The 16,959-nt window shown below is 51.3% G+C and carries 14 protein-coding genes and 1 other RNA gene; 7 read left to right on the top strand and 8 right to left on the bottom strand.

The features are described from left to right. Position 1: 1 nt before the first annotated feature. From H6B30_RS07965 to H6B30_RS07995, 7 genes are all read right to left on the bottom strand, one after another. Complete coding sequence (locus tag H6B30_RS07965; protein WP_205109373.1) at positions 2-1,093, bottom strand: glycosyltransferase WbsX family protein; 1,092 nt, start codon at positions 1,091-1,093, stop codon at positions 2-4. After that, positions 1,090-1,734 (bottom strand): acyltransferase, encoded by a 645-nt coding sequence (locus H6B30_RS16600; protein WP_205109375.1) that lies wholly within the window; start codon positions 1,732-1,734, stop codon positions 1,090-1,092. Before H6B30_RS16600 ends, H6B30_RS07965 begins: the two co-directional genes overlap by 4 nt. Further along, positions 1,721-2,917, bottom strand: coding sequence for a glycosyltransferase family 4 protein (locus tag H6B30_RS07975; RefSeq protein ID WP_205109377.1), 1,197 nt, complete (start codon positions 2,915-2,917; stop codon positions 1,721-1,723). The genes H6B30_RS16600 and H6B30_RS07975 overlap by 14 nt, the downstream gene beginning before the upstream one ends. Then, positions 2,907-4,103: a hypothetical protein gene (locus H6B30_RS07980; protein ID WP_205109379.1), complete on the bottom strand. Its 1,197-nt coding sequence runs from the start codon at positions 4,101-4,103 to the stop codon at positions 2,907-2,909. The genes H6B30_RS07975 and H6B30_RS07980 overlap by 11 nt, the downstream gene beginning before the upstream one ends. Before the next feature lie 10 nt (positions 4,104-4,113). Then, a complete protein-coding gene (locus tag H6B30_RS07985; RefSeq protein WP_205109381.1) occupies positions 4,114-5,646 on the bottom strand; it encodes a lipopolysaccharide biosynthesis protein in 1,533 nt (510 codons plus the stop codon). A 19-nt stretch (positions 5,647-5,665) separates the two neighbouring features. Next, a complete protein-coding gene (locus H6B30_RS07990; RefSeq protein WP_205109383.1) occupies positions 5,666-6,757 on the bottom strand; it encodes a chain-length determining protein in 1,092 nt (363 codons plus the stop codon). A gap of 99 nt (positions 6,758-6,856) precedes the next feature. Next, on the bottom strand, positions 6,857-9,394 hold the full coding sequence (locus H6B30_RS07995; protein WP_205109385.1) for an SLBB domain-containing protein: 2,538 nt from the start codon (positions 9,392-9,394) through the stop codon (positions 6,857-6,859). A 172-nt stretch (positions 9,395-9,566) separates the two neighbouring features. Between H6B30_RS07995 and ssrA the strand changes: the two genes are divergently transcribed. From ssrA to H6B30_RS08030, 7 genes are all read left to right on the top strand, one after another. Continuing rightward, positions 9,567-9,968: a transfer-messenger RNA gene (gene ssrA / locus H6B30_RS08000) on the top strand. Positions 9,969-10,413: 445 nt separating this feature from the next. Further along, positions 10,414-10,587, top strand: a complete 174-nt coding sequence (locus H6B30_RS08005) for a Sec-independent protein translocase subunit TatA/TatB (protein WP_205109387.1) — start codon at positions 10,414-10,416, stop codon at positions 10,585-10,587. A 13-nt stretch (positions 10,588-10,600) separates the two neighbouring features. After that, positions 10,601-11,443 (top strand): twin-arginine translocase subunit TatC, encoded by an 843-nt coding sequence (gene tatC, locus H6B30_RS08010; RefSeq protein WP_205109389.1) that lies wholly within the window; start codon positions 10,601-10,603, stop codon positions 11,441-11,443. A 3-nt stretch (positions 11,444-11,446) separates the two neighbouring features. After that, on the top strand, positions 11,447-12,952 hold the full coding sequence (locus tag H6B30_RS08015; RefSeq protein WP_205109391.1) for a 4Fe-4S binding protein: 1,506 nt from the start codon (positions 11,447-11,449) through the stop codon (positions 12,950-12,952). Positions 12,953-12,977: 25 nt separating this feature from the next. Continuing rightward, positions 12,978-14,387, top strand: a complete 1,410-nt coding sequence (locus H6B30_RS08020; protein ID WP_205109393.1) for an aldo/keto reductase — start codon at positions 12,978-12,980, stop codon at positions 14,385-14,387. Next, positions 14,374-14,796, top strand: coding sequence for a DUF1893 domain-containing protein (locus H6B30_RS08025; protein WP_205109395.1), 423 nt, complete (start codon positions 14,374-14,376; stop codon positions 14,794-14,796). Before H6B30_RS08020 ends, H6B30_RS08025 begins: the two co-directional genes overlap by 14 nt. Continuing rightward, complete coding sequence (locus H6B30_RS08030; RefSeq protein ID WP_205109397.1) at positions 14,793-15,302, top strand: ECF transporter S component; 510 nt, start codon at positions 14,793-14,795, stop codon at positions 15,300-15,302. The genes H6B30_RS08025 and H6B30_RS08030 overlap by 4 nt, the downstream gene beginning before the upstream one ends. A gap of 641 nt (positions 15,303-15,943) precedes the next feature. On the opposite strand, the gene H6B30_RS08035 is transcribed toward H6B30_RS08030, so the two are convergent. Continuing rightward, positions 15,944-16,135 (bottom strand): hypothetical protein, encoded by a 192-nt coding sequence (locus tag H6B30_RS08035; RefSeq protein ID WP_205109399.1) that lies wholly within the window; start codon positions 16,133-16,135, stop codon positions 15,944-15,946. Between the last annotated feature and the right edge of the window lie 824 nt (positions 16,136-16,959).

Here is a 16,959-nt window from a genome sequence, read left to right on the forward strand (position 1 = left end):
ATCATTTATATTCGTTAACGACATTGTCTATTGCCTCTAAATATCCATATCCATGCGTTTCGTCGGGTTCGAGCGTAGCGCCTTCAGCCCATTCGTTCCAAGCATTAATGAATACATAGTTTGTTTTGTAGGTGCATGTGGTCTGCTTCACTTTGGCCCTTAGGTAGGTTTCAAACTGTTGCTTTGCCGGCGGCTCTACTATTGTTGACGCCAAGCCTCGGCGTGCGGTGTTGTCCCAGCCCACAAACGCGCCGCCGTAGGTGCCCACGGGCGACTGCAGCTGCAGCGACCTGTGGGCTACATCGTCAAACCTGAAAGGCTTGTTAAGCATGTGCGACGTGTTGAAAACCGCATTGAACAGCTTGACCACCCTTCTCCGTATGCGCTTATAGTTGAGTATGGCTGCAGGTTGCTGCATGTTTGTGCGTATAGGCTCGAATTCCACCCTGGCTTTGAACGGCAGGTTGCGCTTGTCTGTCTGCTTACCCCTCAGCGTCTCTACAAAGTGCATGCCGTTGAATCCGTTGCCGGCGGCAAGCTCATTCCAGCAGTCCATCATTTGCTTGGCGCAAGGAATGCTCTGCGGCTTGTATATCAGGAACATAGGGCAACCGTCGACCTTGATGTACCTTTCGTCTTTGAAAAACGGCAGCAGGTAGTCAAAGTGTTGCTTCCAGTCTTGCTCCATGCCGTAAGATTGCGGCATCAATATCTCGTGGTTCTTGCCGTCCCACGTCCTGGCCCACGGTTCGTTGGCCCACGAGAAGCAGAACCGCATGGGTATGTCTGCATTGGCCAACAGCAGTTCTGCCGGTTTTTGCAGCAGCATCTTGCCACAGAACCAATAATGATACATGCACATGCCGTACACCCCATATTTGTTGGCCAGCCCGGCTTGCCATCTAAGCGTCTCCGGGTTTGTCAGGTCGTAATAATTAGAGTTGAGCGGAACTTTTGGCTGTTGGTGTTCCGAATATAGTGGCTTGGCTTTTCTAACGTTGACCCATTCGGTGAATCCCTTTCCCCACCACTCGTCGTTTTCGGGTATGGTGTGGAATTGAGGCAGGTAAAATGCTATGATGCGTGGCTTCATATCGATTGGTTTTGGTTGTTGCGTATTATCTTGGCAGGTATGCCGGCAGCTACGCACATAGAGGGTATGTCTTTGGTGACAATGCTGTTTGCGCCTATGATTGCTCCGTCGCCGATGTGTACACCGGGCATCACGCACACATTGTTGCCTATCCAGACGTTGTTGCCTATTACGACCTCGCCCTTGGATATCACCTGCCTGTCTTCCGGTGCAGCAAGCATGTCGTTGGCATTCGACTGCCCGTGTGAGTTGTCGGTTATGAGCACGTTGGTTCCCGTCAGCAGGTTGTCGCCAATGGTGATGCCGTTTACTGCCGTGATGTGTATCCCGTTTCTTAGGTTGCAATTGTTTCCAATCCTTATCTTGACGCACGGCCGCTTGTCGCCCGGCTTTTCCCATGCCGTCAGTTGTGCGTCGGCGCTTATTCTTGTATGCTCACCTATCGATATCATGTCAAGCCCCTTCAGGTTTCCTGCCCTGTAGGCTATGACCGTGTCTTTGCCTATGGCGGCGAAATGACGCTTAAAGAACCCTGTGTATGCGTGTGAGACAGTTGCCCTCAACAGCATGGGGGCCGATGCCGGGAATATGAATGATAATATCCATCCGATAAACTCGGATGCACGTTTAATTATTCTCATTGTTTAAGATTTCAATATAGTAGTTGTAGACATTGTTTACACTCACTTCAACGGAATAGAGCCTGCTGACCACATCGGCTGCTGTAGCGATGGTTTCTTGGAAGACTTGTTGCTGGCTTCCGGCAATCTTGCACAGGTGGTCTGTCAGTTGCCCTTCCGTGTCATAGCGCAACCCTATTTCTTTGCCGCTCAGTTCAACGCCGTTGTCAAATTGTTCTTTTGTGCCGCCAGTATTGTGGCCAACCACAAGGCACCCGTTGAACATGGCTTCTGTCATGCAGAAGCCAAAGCCCTCAAATTCAGATGGTATTATTATGGCCAATGCGTGTTGCATCAACGAGGCGACGTCGGTGCGTGGCCCGAGAAACTTGATATGTTCGTTTATGCCGTGTGCTGCGATATGCTGCCTTATGTTCTGGCAGTAAGCGGCGTCTGTTGTCTCTCCTGCCACATACAGTGGTACCGGGTTGGGACCGCCCGACTTGCTCACATATTCTGTATAAGCCTTGACTAAAGGCAGCAGTCCCTTGCCCGGTTGTATTCTGCCGGCATATAGAAAATATCTCTCCTTGGCGTTGTTGGTCTTGACAGAGCCGATAGGGCACACCCCGTCGTAAATCACTCGTGAAGACGGCGTTGACTCAAGCTTGTGGTGCTTCCTGATGTCTTTTGTTATGCAAATGGAATAGTTGCCCGTCGACGTGAACATCCTGTGGTATGCTTCCTTGCCTGGAAAATACTTGATGTTGAAGTCTTTGTCGGCATATTCCCTGATATGGAATATGTGCGGTATGCCGAAGCGCTTTGCAATGTCATGCCCAATGTCCATTATGCTTACATTGGTATGTATGATGTCGATGTGCTTGTCTTTTATGTAGCCTGCTATTCTTTTGCATGAGTATGCGTTGAGCGCATGCCAGTAGAGCAGGCGAGGGATGTAGAGGATGATGTTCTTAAGCCCTTTGCATTTGGGGTAAACGTTTGGTCGGACCGGGGCATAGTATACTGTTGCGCCAATCTTGGCCAACTCTTCATATAGGCCATCCTTGCCGGGCAGCACAACCGTTGGCGATACGCCTTTTGCCATCAGTCCCGACAATAGGGAAGTGATGGCTTTGGATGCCCCTCCGAATGTGTTTGTTGAACTTAATATGTATAAGGCATTTATCTTGTTATGGTTCATCTCTTTTGGTTTGTAGGGTTATTGGTAGCTCAAAGGCCATGGCCATGAAATATACAGGTATGAAATTGCTGTACCAAAGGGGGAATGCCCTGGCAATGAAGTCGAGCAGTGCAAGGGCAAGTGCGGCTATCAGTGCACGCTTGTTTTTATGGTGCATTAATGCGGCGGTGTAGAACACGATGAGCAACAGTATGCCAACAAGTCCGTTTTCATAGAAAAACACCTTGTAGCCGGCATTGCCAAACGAGTAATCCATCTCCCGTCCAAACAGTATGTCTGATGATTGCAGGTATTGCGAATAGTCGGAGTCGAAGTCGGCCGTCACCCTGTTGTTGCCGGCAATTTCGCCGTCGTCCACCTCCAGGCGCAAAAGTATGAGGTCGTGGAATACATTGTCGCCGCCGTTGTAGAAGAATGCCGCCGCGATGGAGGCCGCCATCACTATCACTGTTGCTATAAGTTTTTTTATGAAGTTCTTTTTTTGCACCCAGTAACTCAGGAAAAAAAGCACTATCAGAAGTATGTAGGCTTCCAGCGAGAATGTCATTATGGTGGCAACCAATAGTACCACGTTCTGCGGCTTTCTCCATTTCCCGCACTGTGTCAGCAGCAACAGGTTGGTGGCAACACCAAGGTGGCTCGGCTCCAGGAATACCGAATGGAAGCGAGGTACGATGCTCATCAACGAACGGTCGTCAAGTAGAAAGAGGTAATAGTTGGTGAATGTATAGAAAGAGTCGTTGAACTCTGCATCTTGGCTTGGCAAAGGAAAACCGATGAGATACAAGAAGAACCACAGCATTGACGGGACAAGCAGTAAGGTCATTAGCCTTGTTATTATGTCCATCATCTTTTTTAGCTTGTCTGTTCCAATCCTGAATAGCGATAGGAATACTATTATGTGGAACACGTTTGCAATATATCCGCCCACGTTTCCGTTGTTTACAACCAGCTGATAGCATGACAGTACGGCAAAGGCAAATACAGGCAGCAGGAATGTGGTGTTGGTATAGATCTTATTGGATGACGTGGCTTCAACCAGCATGGACATCATTATGAACATGGCTGATATGATGATGTAGTATGAACCTAACGGCCACAGAAACCATGGATTGAGCGAACCGAAAAAGGCAATGACCATCCCGGCATAAAAGAAAGCGCTTGATAAGGCCTCTTTCTCTATCAAAAACAGTTTTTCAATATTTAGCACGGGTGGTAAGTCTTTGGTTTAGCAAATTCTTAATAAACTCTTTCTCCTTGTCGCTGGTGGAAAAATACCATCCGGATACCGCTCCGCTGATGACGCACAATGCGATGGTAACGACAAACCTGTAAGGCATGTCGATGACGTTTGCACATAATTCGCCAGTGATGGTGAGGGTGATGCACAATGGTATCAATGGAACTATTGTTTCTTTTATGAAGGATGCCGGTGACAGTCCTGCTGTCTTGGCCAAATATGGTATTCTAATCAAGGCGACGATTAATTCTACGATGGTATACGTCCACATTATTGCGGCTATTGTTCCACCGTTTGCCAAGATGAGATAGAAGAATGGCAGCAGTGTCAACTTGGGCGTAAAGGTGATTATTGTGTATGTCTTTATTTTGCCCAACGCCTGGTTGGCCACATTGAGCCCTATGGTAATTTGGTCGAATAAGAATGCCAATATAATGAATCTGCAGAATGTGGCGGTGTGGTCCGGTACGTCTTTCAGCCAGAAACTGAGTATGGCCGGCATCTCAATCATTATTGGTATGGATATCATTGCCATGAAAGCCGTTGAATACTTGCTTTCAAGGCCGGCCAACCTGAGCATGTCGTCTCTGTGGTTGCCTCCCTCTGCTTTCAGTATTTGCGGGTTCATTGCATTGAGAATGGATGTTGCGATGAAAGATATTGCGCCATATACTTGAAACGAAATGCCGTAGGCAGCATTTATTACCGTCCCGAAGAAATGGTTGAGTATAATTCCTGTTCCTTGGTTTCTGCAAGCAATGGCCCCCATGCCGTATGATGTCCAGCCAATGAATCCTACAAGTTGCTTTATGCATTGCCTGTCTATCTGCTTTGGTTTGATTATTATGCAGCTTTCCTGGAAGTGCAATTTTGCGTAAGCCACATAAGCTATGAGGTTCAGGCTTAGCACCCCGGCCATCGCCCAGGCATAGGTTATAAGCCTGTCTATGGTTATATAGGATATGCAGATGGCGATGACCAGTTTCAGTACTCCATCAAAAATCTCGACCACAGATATGTACACAATGTTCTCCCTGGCAATGAAGAGCGCTTTGTATGGGGCCGTTATGATGGTGATGAAGAGCATGGCCACTGTTATTATATATACGGTGTCGGCAGCCTGGAGCCTTGCCGTTTCAATGTTCAGGACGTCAAAGACAATCCATTGCCTGCATACAAGCAGGGCACTTCCTATCACAACGCCTATAGTGATGTGCAGAAAGAGGCTGTTTGCGAATATTTTGCTTATATAATCGGTCTTGCCTGCGCCATGGTAATAGGATATGTAGCGTTGCGTTGTTATTACGAGAGCATTCGTGAGGAAGCCGAGCATGGCAACAACGCCTCCGACCACAGAATATATTCCATAGTCCGATACATTCAGAGCGTGAAGAATCAGGCGTGTGGAATATAGCGACAGGCAGATGTTGATTATTGCTTTTGTATATTGGGCAATTGTGTTTATTATGATGCGTTTTGCCGGTTCCATCTACTATTGCTTGTTTGCTCTATCCTTGTGCGTTCTTGTTATTCAGCTGATTGATGAAGTCGTCCTTAAGAATATAGATGATGGTTCCGACGAAAGTAACAAACATCATTGCAAATACAAACAGCATTCTTTTGGGCCCGGCAGGCTTATGTGGCACCGACGAGCCCTGCAGTATGGTGAATGCCGGTGTGCGTTCTTGCACTTTGGCCTTGGCCATCTGCATCTGCGTGTTCATTGTCGTGTATGTGTTATACTTTATTTGCATGTCATTTTCAAGGTCTTCTTCCTTCGACTTGTAACTGGCCAGCGACAGGTTTGTGTTAGAGTCTGCAAAGTCTGAATACTTCTTGCGGGCATCTTCATATTCCTTCTTGGCTTCGTTGGTCAGCTTTGTGTAATACTCAAGGTCGGTCTTGGCTTTCCTTGTCCTGTATTCTATTATGAAGTCCTGCAATTTCACGCGTGCCGTGTCGGCCATGGTGGCGCATATCAGCTTGTCTTGGTCTTGTACGGTTATTGTTATCACATCCGTTTTTTTGTCCACAGAGCATGTTATATTCTTCCTGATCATGTCCACAATCGAGTTTTGTTTCTTTGTCAGGCAGAATTGGTCGACAGTGCCATTGCCATTTGCCTTGCCTGCCAGTCCGTCGGTATTGTCGTCGTCGGGGAACATTTCGGCCAGCATGCCCTTGAGCCATACGAACGGGACGCTGTAGATTGATATCTTCTGGTGGTCTTTGAGGTATGTGTAATAATCCGTGGTCAGGTCGCCGTCTTCGTTTTTTACTTTGACATTGAACAGTCCCACGATGAAATTCGACGATTCCATCACGTCGGGATACAGCGTCGGGTAGATTGCGTCAGACGACACCATGTTGCCCAGGTTCAATCCGAAAGACGATGCCAGCGAGCTTAGTGACCCACCGCTCGGGGCGCTTTCCATCTCGGGGGCCAGTGTTACAGAAGTGGTGTAGTATCGTGGTTGTGGCAATATCCAGATGCATGACAGACAAAAAGCCCATGCCAATGTCTTTACGAACAGCCTTTTTTTGCTGAAGAGCTTTTTTATTATCACCCTCAGGTCTATTGTTTCCTTGTCATTTGTCATATTGTTCTTTATTTAGGCGTGATACAGTCGGATGTGTGCATGGCGGCATGGCGCATTCCGCTGTCGCTGTGCCATAGCCGCATCATGCGCATCATTATCCTAATTCTTTATCAAGTTGGCTATCGTTGCTATCATCGTTGCCACAGATGCTGTGCCCGAACCGATGGCCACCATTTCTGCTACGGTGAGCTTCCTTGCCTCGGGTTTGCTTGGCACCACTATCTCACAGCCTGGCATGGGCTTGTTTTTCCGGCTTGCCTTGGCTATCGTACCATTCATGTATATGATGTATGTCTGGCTTTTCTTGGCATTGTTGCCCCATCCACCGGCTTGGTCGATGTAGTACTTTAGGTTTTCGCCATCGCGGAAGGCAACCGTATTCGGATACATCACGTCGCCGCTTATCTTCACCGTCCCCGAGTATTCAGGCACAATGATGCGGTCGCCTTCGCGCAAAACGATATCGTAATTGCTTCCCGGATGCTCCATTGCCATGTCGAGGTTGATGCCGACAGCATAGGTCTCTCCCAAGTCAAGCTTTTTTGTATCGATGGTGTCACCCTTGCCGCTTTGCGCCTGTGCCATCTTGATAACGTTCTCCATCCTCATGCGTTCCTCTGGCGTGATGGTTCGCACCAGGCGCGCCCCTTCCGGGTATGCCGTGTTGGTTAGTCCGCCGGCCTGCTTGATCACTTCGCTCAGGCGTTGGCTTTTCTTTGCCAGCGTATATGTTCCGCTGTACAGCACTTCGCCTTCAATCGATACGTTCTTCTGTTCGGTGTAGCCGGGTATGGCGCGAACGTACACCTCGTCGAAGGGCTGTAGCACAAATCCGGGCTCACCGTCAATCACGAAGCCGTCTTTCAAAGAGAAGGAGAATGTGCGGGCTATGGTGTCCGACACGCTGGTGGCCTTGGGGTTGAATATCCGGCGCGACACGTCGACTTTCATTACCGAAGCCGTGTTCTTCAGTCCTCCGGCTTGCAGAACGAAATCCTCAAGGGTTTCGTTGTCGGCATACTGGTAAGTGCCGGGGTACATGACCTCACCGTGTATTGTGATTATCCTTTCCTCCTGCAGTTCTTTCTTGCTCGGTATGTACAGCACATCCTCGTTTCTCAGGGGGATGTCGGGCTCTTTGCCGGCCATGATCCCTGCCACGTCAACCGACAGCACTTCGAGCGTCCGGTCGGGTTTCATGCGGTGCATTACGGCGCGGGCTGTGAATGCGTCCTCGGTCACGCCTTCGGCATGCTCAATAAGCGAGCGCACCGTGGAAATGCCGCCACCAACCTGATACATGCCCGGGCGGAACACGGCTCCTTTTATCTCTACCATGTTAGAGTACCGGGGTATGACGGAGTCTACATTCACAGAGTCTTCGTCATTCATCTTGAACGAGTTTATGTCAAATTCGTCAACATCGTATATCGAGTATTTCTGCCCGGCCTTGCGTATCACCTTTACCGATTTCCTGTATGCGTTGCCGGTGAAGCCGCCTGCATACTTTAAAAGCGAGCCCAGGCTCTCGTTCTTTTTCATTTCATAAAACATTGGGCGCTTCACTTTGCCGGCTATGTTGACCAGGCAGTCGTAAGGCCCTACCACGATGACATCGTTGTCAGTCAGGCGTATGTTTCCGTTCAGCTTGCCGTTGAGAATGTAGTCGTAGATGTCAACCACGGAGACAAGCCTGTTGTGCCTGTATACTTTTATGTTGCGCAGCGTGCCGATGTCGTTTATTCCGCCCGCCATATACAGTGCATGGAAGACGGTGGCAAAGGCCGAGACGGTGTATGTGCCCGGGGTTTCAACCTCGCCCATCACGTTGATTGTTATGGTTCTTGTCTGCCCGACGGTGAGCGTTATCCGAGAGCTGCTGTATCTTGTGCCTAACGTAGAGCGCAACCGTGCATTTGCTTCTGCCACGGTCAGTCCGCTCACGCTCACGGGCCCGTAGCCCTCTATGGTCACAGTGCCGTCGGGAGACACCGTGCTCTCTATGGTGCTCTGCGAAGCTCCGTAAATGTCGATGAACACAGCGTCGCCCGGGCCGAGCCTGTAGTCTTGGGGCGTGGCAATGTTCATGTTGGGTTCAAACGTCAGGTTGTTGTTGTTGAATATGTCGTGACCGAATATTTTGCGTTTGTTCTTGTCTTCCCTGTCTCTCATCATCTGCTCGAGGTACATCTGGTCGTATATCTCCGTCGAGTCGGGCATGAAAGAGCTCAGTTCTTTGTGCATCAGAAGATACTCCGGGTCGTTGCTGTCATACGTGTTCTTGACAGGCTCTTTGATGTTTCCGTCTTTTATCCTGTATTGTGAAACGTTGGCACTCTGCTTCTTGTTTCCGTTGTTCTTGCGCAGCCTATCGGTGTTTTTGCCTGTCGTGGTTATGTCTTTTACGCCCAAGCCTTGGTTGTTCATCTGGCGCTCATATTTGTCTTTGACGCTCCTTATCTGGTCTATGGTTACGCCTCGTTGCATCAGTTTGGTGACAATTTGCGACTGTGATGTCCCTTTTTGCTGCTCTTCGATGACATACTCCATTATCTGTTGGTCGGTCATTGATGATTGCGCAATGGCGGCCGTCATCGAGACCACCAGCATAAATATGGAAACGAGGTACCTTTTCATTTTTTTGAGTGTGATAAATGCCTTTTTTACGTGTAATTCCTTCTTTAAATAAACACCATTTTCAGAAAATTATTGCAAAGGTACGCAATTTTTCTGTCTTCTTATGTCGTATTTCACAGAAAATATATATCTTTGCATTGTTTTCGGAGGAAAACAAGTAACATATCATCATGGGCTTGACTGGATTTGACAGCGGGTTGAGATGGTACGTAAGCATGCGGAGTGACGACTGTATACTCCATAATCCATTCGGTCAAAAATTTATCTGGCGAAAACAACTACGCTCTCGCTGCCTAATCGAAGCATAGTAGATTACTGGCTTTATCCCGCCACCAGGTGGCGGGACGAGACATCGCTCAAAGGCTGTTGTTCCGAAGCTCTTTGGTCAAGCGGTGCGGTTTTATCGGGAATAGTCGTGCTATAGCCCCGGCGGCACGATGAAACAACAGGGGATAAGGTGCTGGTTGGTGGTCCGGGTCTTGCCATCACACGAAAACCAAAGTCCGGAATAAGCATGTAGAAAGCGTATGGTTTCCCTGTTTGGACGAGGGTTCGACTCCCTCCAGGTCCACAAAGGAAGTACACGTACTTCCTTTTTTTATGCCTGTTGCTCCCGTTTCGCTTTCATAGCTTCATGCCTTGGCCGGTGCTGTTTGTGTGGCCTTTTGCCTGTTGTGGGTTGCGCGGGCATGGTGCTTACGTGCATTTTAGGTGCTGTGGCGGGCGTGTTGCCACCATATTTATTATGGTTTGATTGACGGGTTGGTAACGGGCAGCCTGCATGGTATGGCTTTACGAAGGTGGCAATGTATGGTCAGCCAATGCCGGTTTTTGTCGTTCGGAGAGTGAGGGGGATTCTCTTTTGCAGGCCGTTTTTTATATCCCGCAAGTCAGAAACACAGTCATAAACACGTTTAAAATGTAAAAATGGTAGCTTTTTCTGTGGATTTATTATAGCAGAATTGCCTTTTTATTAATAATTTTGCACCGAGAACTAAACCCAAGAAACAAATAGCTTTATGTTAGGAACACCAGAAATCATTCTTATCGTGTTAGTGGTATTGCTGCTTTTTGGCGGCAAGAAGATTCCCGAACTGATGAAGGGGCTCGGCAAAGGAGTCAAGAGTTTCAAAGACGGGGTGAACGGAATAGCCGACGACCCGGCCAAGCCTGAGCCGGGCAATGACAAATAGGTGACCCGGGGAGATGGCAACAGAAGGTAAACATAGGTCTGGCGGCGGGCATACAGACGGCGCGGAGCTCACTTTTTGGGAGCATCTCGACGTGCTTCGTGGCAGTCTTATCCGCATGATTGTGGCTGCTATAGTGGCCGCCGTGTTGGCCTTTTGCCTGAAGGAACCCTTGTTCAGCGTGGTGCTGGCCCCTGCCGACGGGTCGTTTTTCATTTACAGGTTGCTTGGCGGCGAGCCGTTTAGGCTGCACCTTATCAACACCGGGCTTACCGAGCAGTTTATGATTCACATGAAGGTGGCGCTCATGGGCGGCGTGCTCATAGCCTCGCCATATTTGCTCTACGTGCTCTTTCGATTCGTTTCGCCCGCATTGTATGAGAATGAGCGGCGCGTGTCGGTTCGTCTGGTGGTTGCGGCATACATCATGTTCATGGTTGGCGTGGCAGCCAACTACATGCTCATCTTTCCGCTTACGGTGCGTTTCCTTGGCACATATCAGGTGAGTCCGGGCATAGACAACATGCTGACCGTCGGTTCTTACATCGATACGTTGCTGATGATGAGCCTTGTCTTTGGCATTGTCTTCGAGATACCTGTCGTCAGTTGGATGCTGGCGCGGTTCGGCATGTTGCGTGCCCGTTGGATGAGGCGTTTCCGGCGCCACGCTGTGGTGGCCATACTGGTTGTCTCGGCGGTGATAACCCCCACGGCCGATGTATTTACTCTTGTCATCGTGGCCCTGCCTATATGGCTGCTCTACGAGTTGAGCATCGTTGTGGTTCGCTCGGCCGAGCTGTCTTCGTCGGCAGACGATGCTGAAGAATTGGATTCAACACAAAAACCAATACAAATATAAACAATGCTAAGAAAAATAAGAACCGTTTTGGCAGCGGTGGTGTTCATGCTCGTCACCCTGCTGTTTGTCGACGTTTCCGGCGTGCTGCACCATTGGCTGTCGTGGCTGGCCGAGATACAGTTGTGGCCGGCATTGCTGGCGCTCAACGCCGGGGTGATAGTGGCGTTGGTGGTCGTGACCCTTGTCTTCGGGCGCATATACTGTTCTGTCATTTGCCCGTTGGGCATCATGCAGGATGCAGTATCCCATGTCCGCTCGAGGCATAAGAGAAACCGTTTCCGCTACTCGCCCGAGAAGAAAGCGTGGCGCTACGGCTTCCTGGCTGTCTTCCTTGTGGCTTTTGCCGCAGGCATAGGCTCGTTGGTTGCCTTGCTTGCCCCTTACAGCTCGTATGGGCGTATGGCCGAAAACCTGCTCCGCCCGCTGTGGGGCCTGGGCAACAATTTGCTGGCAGCCATCGCTGAGCGCCTTGACAGCTATGCCTTCTATTCGGTCGATGTGTGGGTCAAGAGCCTGCCCACGTTCATCATCGCCGCCGTCTCGTTTGTTGTCATTGGCTTTCTGGCATGGCGTAGCGGGCGCACCTACTGCAATACGGTTTGCCCTGTGGGCACGATGCTCAGTTTCCTGGCACGGTTCTCATGGCTGAAGGTGCACATAGATACCGGAAAGTGCAATGCTTGCGGCCTCTGTGCCCGCAACTGCAAGGCATCGTGCATCGACTCAAAGAACCACCGCATAGACTATTCGCGCTGCGTGGTTTGCGGCGACTGCATCGACAAGTGCCACCAGCACGCCATCACATTCCGCCACGGGCGTCCGCAGCTGGCTGCCTCTGCGGCAGGCACAGGTGCCGGACACATCGACCAGGCTGTGGTCGATTCGGCACGGCGTTCGTTTCTTCTTGGCGTGGCCATGGCCACAACTTCTGCCGCTTTGGCCCAGGAGAAAAAGAAAGTAGACGGCGGACTGGCTGTCATTGAAGACAAGGTGGCCCCCGAAAGGGCCACGCCCATAACCCCTCCCGGCTCGCTGTCGGCCCAGAACATGGCCCGCCGCTGCACCGGGTGCCAGCTTTGCGTTTCGCAATGCCCCAACTGCGTGTTGCGTCCGTCTACCGGGCTTCTGTCAATGATGCAGCCCACGGTGTCTTACGAGCGCGGCTACTGCCGCCCGGAGTGCACGCGCTGTTCGGAGGTATGCCCCACAGGGGCCATCCGGCCTATAACCAAAGCCGAGAAATCGTCGGTCCAGATAGGCCACGCGGTGTGGGTACGCAAGAACTGCGTGCCGCTTACCGACGGCGTGGAGTGCGGCAACTGCGCCCGCCATTGCCCGGCCGGCGCCATCACCATGGTAAGCTCCGACCCGGCCAACCCTGCGGCCCCGAAGATTCCGGCCGTCAACGAAGCCCGTTGCATAGGCTGCGGTGCTTGTGAGAATTTGTGTCCGGCCCGTCCTTTCAGTGCCATTTATGTTGAAGGGCACGAACAGCACAGGGTGATTTGATAAGAACCAAAACAAAGGCTAAGATATGGAAAAGAATATAAGCAGGCGTTCGTTCCTTAAGGTGTTGGGCGGCAGTGCCGTGGCGTCGGCACCTTTGCTTGCCGGATGCAAAGGCGCCGGCAAGGATGAGTCAGCTTCGCAGCAGGAGCCGCCAAAGGGCAAGATGACCTACCGTACAAACCACAACAACGGCGACAAGGTGTCTATCTTGGGCTATGGCATGATGCGCTTGCCTGTGGTGGGCAAGGGGTCGGCCCGCGAGCAGGCCGACGAGGCCATCGACCAGGAGATGGTAAACCGCGAGGTGGATTATGCCATAGAGCATGGTGTCAATTATTTCGACACGTCACCTGCATATTGCCAGGGGCTGTCGGAGCGGGCCACAGGCATTGCGCTGAAGCGCCACGACCGCTCAAAATATTTCGTCGCCACCAAGATGTCTAACTTCTCGCCCGACACATGGACACGCCAGGCGTCTCAGCAGATGTTTGAGAACTCGCTGAAGGAGCTGCAGGTCGACTATGTCGACTATCTGTTGCTTCACGGCATAGGCATGGGCAACGACGCCTTGGCCGAGTTCAACTCACGGTATATGGACAACGGCATACTCGACTGGCTTGTCGAGCAGAAGGCCAAGGGGCGCATACGCAACCTGGGATTCTCTTATCACGGCGACATAAAGATTTACGACATGTTGCTCAAGTGGCACGACGAGGGGCGCTATCACTGGGATTTCGTGCAGATAGAGCTGAATTACCTCGACTGGAACTATGCCGACGAGATAAACCCGCGCAACACCGACGCCGTTTATCTGTATGGCGAGCTTACCAAGAGAAACATTCCGGCGGTGATCATGGAACCGTTGCTGGGCGGCAGGCTGGTCAATGTGCCCGACTTTGTGGCTGCCAAGATGAAGGAGCGCGAGCCCGAGCGCAGCGTGGCCAGTTGGGCACTGCGCTTTGCCGGCACCCCCGAGGGAGTGCTCACCGTGCTCAGTGGCATGACATATATGGAGCACCTGAAAGACAACCTGCTCTCTACCACTCCGCTCAAGCCGCTGACCAAGGAAGAGAACGCGTTTCTAATGGAGATTGCCGACGACATATACAATCTCAAGACCATACCGTGCAACGAGTGCAACTACTGCATGCCTTGCCCTTATGGCATTGACATACCGGGGGTGCTGTCGCATTACAACAAGTGCATTGCCGACGGCAACATGCCAAACCGAGGCTCGATGGATCCCGATTACCGACGTGCGCGCCGGGCCTTCCTCGTTGGCTACGACCGCTCGGTGCCCCGCTTGAGGCAGGCCGCACATTGCATTGGCTGCGGCCAGTGTGTGGGCCACTGCCCGCAGCGCATCGACATACCGAAGGAAATGCAGCGCATTGACAAATTCGTGGAGGACTTGAAGCAACATGAATCAGCTTAAGCAATATCTCGACGACGGGCAGTGCCGCGGGGTGGTGCGCTCGGCCGGGGGCGAGACTGTGGTGTTTCGCCGCCGTGGGGTGATCGACTTGTTCGAGCTTTCCACCGCCCGGCCCGACTTTCTATGTGGGGCCTCGGTGGCCGACAAGGTGGTGGGGCGCGGCGCGGCCCTGCTCTTTGTCCGTGGCGGGGTCGGTCGGCTCCACGCCCGTATCATCAGCAGCGGCGCTCTCGATGTGTTGAGGCGCGGCGGTGTGGAGGTGAGCTTTGATACGGAAGTGTCCAACATCATCAACCGTACGGGCACGGGCATCTGCCCCGTCGAGCGGCTTACGGCCTGCACCGAGAGCCCCGACGAGGCTTATCTGCTTATCAAGAATTTTATTGAAAACCAAAAACAAAAGTTATGAACATTGCAAGAACAACATCTGTCAGGTCGCTGTCATACGGCGACATCCGCACCTACGTTTGGTCGGCGGCTTTCGTGGCGTGCAACATTGTGCTGCCGCAGCTGTGCCATTTGGTGCCCGGTGGGGGATTGACGTGGCTCCCCATCTATTTCTTCACACTCGTGGCAGCCTACAAGTTTGGCTTTGCCGCCGGACTGCTCACGGCATTGCTCTCGCCGTTGGCCAACAACCTGATGTTCGGCATGCCGCCTGCGCCAATGCTGCCCATCATCCTTTCCAAGTCGGTATTGCTGGCAGCGGCAGCCGCTTTCTTTGCCCGCAAGGCCGGGCGCGTGGCTCTCTGGGCTGTGGCAGCCTCGGTGGTGGCCTACCAGGCCGTTGGCACCATGGTGGAGTGGGGCATGAGCGGTTCGCTCTCTGTGGCCCTGCAAGACATAATGATTGGCTGGCCCGGCATACTCATGCAGGTGTTCGGTGGCTATCTGGCCATGAGGCTCATACGCTGAGCGGTCTTACGCCAGCAGGCAAACATGCCATTGTCGGCCATCTGCCCCGCGGATTATCATCCTGTTGCCGTGCACGTTGCTTGTCGCCTTTGGCTTAGGCGCAGAGGGCTGTGCCGGGACAGTGCGGCCGGAATGATGCGGCGCGGATGGCGCAAGGGCTTGTTGGGCATGGCATATACATGTAAACAATCATCCTCCGGCCTGATGGCCTATTGTGAAAACAGTCTGCACGAACGCCGGTTGGCATTCGTGCGGACTTGTTTTTTGCCTGTAGGCGTGGCTGTTTGCCTGTTTGTTGTAACTCGTTGATATACAGTATGTTTGTGAAACATGCCGTTTTGCATCATGAAAACGGCCGTTTCGGCGCGCAAAACGGCATGTCTTGGCACGCAAAACGCCACTTGTTGCAAGCTGATAAGGCAAGCCCTGTCGGGGCATGGCCGCCATAGGGCAACACCGTTTTAACTTTTCGAACCCGACACCACTGCAGTTTCATGTTTCATTTTCAGTGACGACAGGCAGTGCAGCCTCGTTGTTGGCTGTCACGGCCGGTATGTCCCAATAGAGAAAACGGGGTTGGGGCCCGTTTGACTTAGGCTGTCATGCATGATGACGGTCAACGGCAAGCAGCCTCTGGGGGCCTATTTCTCAATGCGTTTGCTTAGGTTGAGCGATGCCTTGCACAAGCCTATGACGCATATTGTGCATATTGCTTTAATCAGATTGTCGGTATATTCAATGCCGACGCCTTTGATTAAGTCGATGATTGAGTAGCTTACGAAAAACAACAACGTAAGTACAAGCGGTTTGAAAAACTTGTTCACTGCTGCCATACGCATGGAATCAAAGTGGAAAATTTAAATTACAGCTCACTTGCGGAGAAGCGATTAAAGCCAAACCATCCGCGATGACATTGGTACTTTTTGCGCTGTGTCACCATATAACGACAATTCCAACGCCTTCACGTCAATGCTATCTTGATTGCAAGTCAGCGTGTTGGCTTCGCAATCCCCTTCGGTAGAGTCTCAATGGTTGTGAGACGAGGTGATGGTTTGTTGCCAGACAGGTCTGTCGGGGGATAACGCCGTTTGGTCGATATGTGTCTGTATGCAAAGTTATTGATAAATTCCCATATTTCAGCAACGGTTGAGTCGGAGCGCTGTCTTTTTAACAATTATTAGTCGTGACGCCGGTTTGGGCCTAAGTAGGTGTTCAAAATTAATTGCCATCAAATTGTGCGCTATTTCGGAGAAGCATGCCAAAGTCCGGAGAGAGAGCGTAGCTGGCTACGCTACCGATGAGACTTTGGCATGCGGCCCGAAAGAGCACACAAGATGGTGGCAAAGATATGGAGGACACCTGCAAGCTTAATTGTATCGGTTAATTTTGAACAGCTGCTTATGGCTTTGGCCCGGCTATGATATTGGCGCATGCCGTTGGTTGCTCGGCTTGAGGGCTTTCGCTGCGCATGGCTCAATATACAGGGCTGTTGAAAACAAACCGATGCCAAGCCATTTTATTTGGCAACTGCGGCAACATGCCGCATCCGTGGCGTTTGTAAACGCCATGCAATCGCTGTGGGCGGCACATACCACAACCGGCCTGCATCAGTATTAAACTGTGCAGGCCGGTTGCCTTGTGTTTTCCGGGGCCCTAA

The sequence above is a fragment of the Marseilla massiliensis genome (assembly GCF_016899955.1).
Classification (GTDB): Bacteria; Bacteroidota; Bacteroidia; order Bacteroidales; family Bacteroidaceae; genus Prevotella; species Prevotella intestinigallinarum.

Excerpts from the sequence above, each read along its gene's own strand:
- H6B30_RS08030 (WP_205109397.1), top strand. The coding sequence starts at position 14,793 with ATGAACATTGCAAGAACAACATCTGTCAGGTCGCTGTCATACGGCGAC.
- H6B30_RS07990 (WP_205109383.1), bottom strand. The coding sequence starts at position 6,757 with ATGACAAATGACAAGGAAACAATAGACCTGAGGGTGATAATAAAAAAG.
- H6B30_RS07965 (WP_205109373.1), bottom strand. The coding sequence starts at position 1,093 with ATGAAGCCACGCATCATAGCATTTTACCTGCCTCAATTCCACACCATA.
- H6B30_RS08015 (WP_205109391.1), top strand. The coding sequence starts at position 11,447 with ATGCTAAGAAAAATAAGAACCGTTTTGGCAGCGGTGGTGTTCATGCTC.
- H6B30_RS07995 (WP_205109385.1), bottom strand. The coding sequence starts at position 9,394 with ATGAAAAGGTACCTCGTTTCCATATTTATGCTGGTGGTCTCGATGACG.
- H6B30_RS08035 (WP_205109399.1), bottom strand. The coding sequence starts at position 16,135 with ATGGCAGCAGTGAACAAGTTTTTCAAACCGCTTGTACTTACGTTGTTG.
- H6B30_RS07975 (WP_205109377.1), bottom strand. The coding sequence starts at position 2,917 with ATGAACCATAACAAGATAAATGCCTTATACATATTAAGTTCAACAAAC.
- H6B30_RS08005 (WP_205109387.1), top strand. The coding sequence starts at position 10,414 with ATGTTAGGAACACCAGAAATCATTCTTATCGTGTTAGTGGTATTGCTG.
- H6B30_RS08025 (WP_205109395.1), top strand. The coding sequence starts at position 14,374 with ATGAATCAGCTTAAGCAATATCTCGACGACGGGCAGTGCCGCGGGGTG.
- tatC (WP_205109389.1), top strand. The coding sequence starts at position 10,601 with ATGGCAACAGAAGGTAAACATAGGTCTGGCGGCGGGCATACAGACGGC.
- H6B30_RS08020 (WP_205109393.1), top strand. The coding sequence starts at position 12,978 with ATGGAAAAGAATATAAGCAGGCGTTCGTTCCTTAAGGTGTTGGGCGGC.
- H6B30_RS07985 (WP_205109381.1), bottom strand. The coding sequence starts at position 5,646 with ATGGAACCGGCAAAACGCATCATAATAAACACAATTGCCCAATATACA.
- H6B30_RS16600 (WP_205109375.1), bottom strand. The coding sequence starts at position 1,734 with ATGAGAATAATTAAACGTGCATCCGAGTTTATCGGATGGATATTATCA.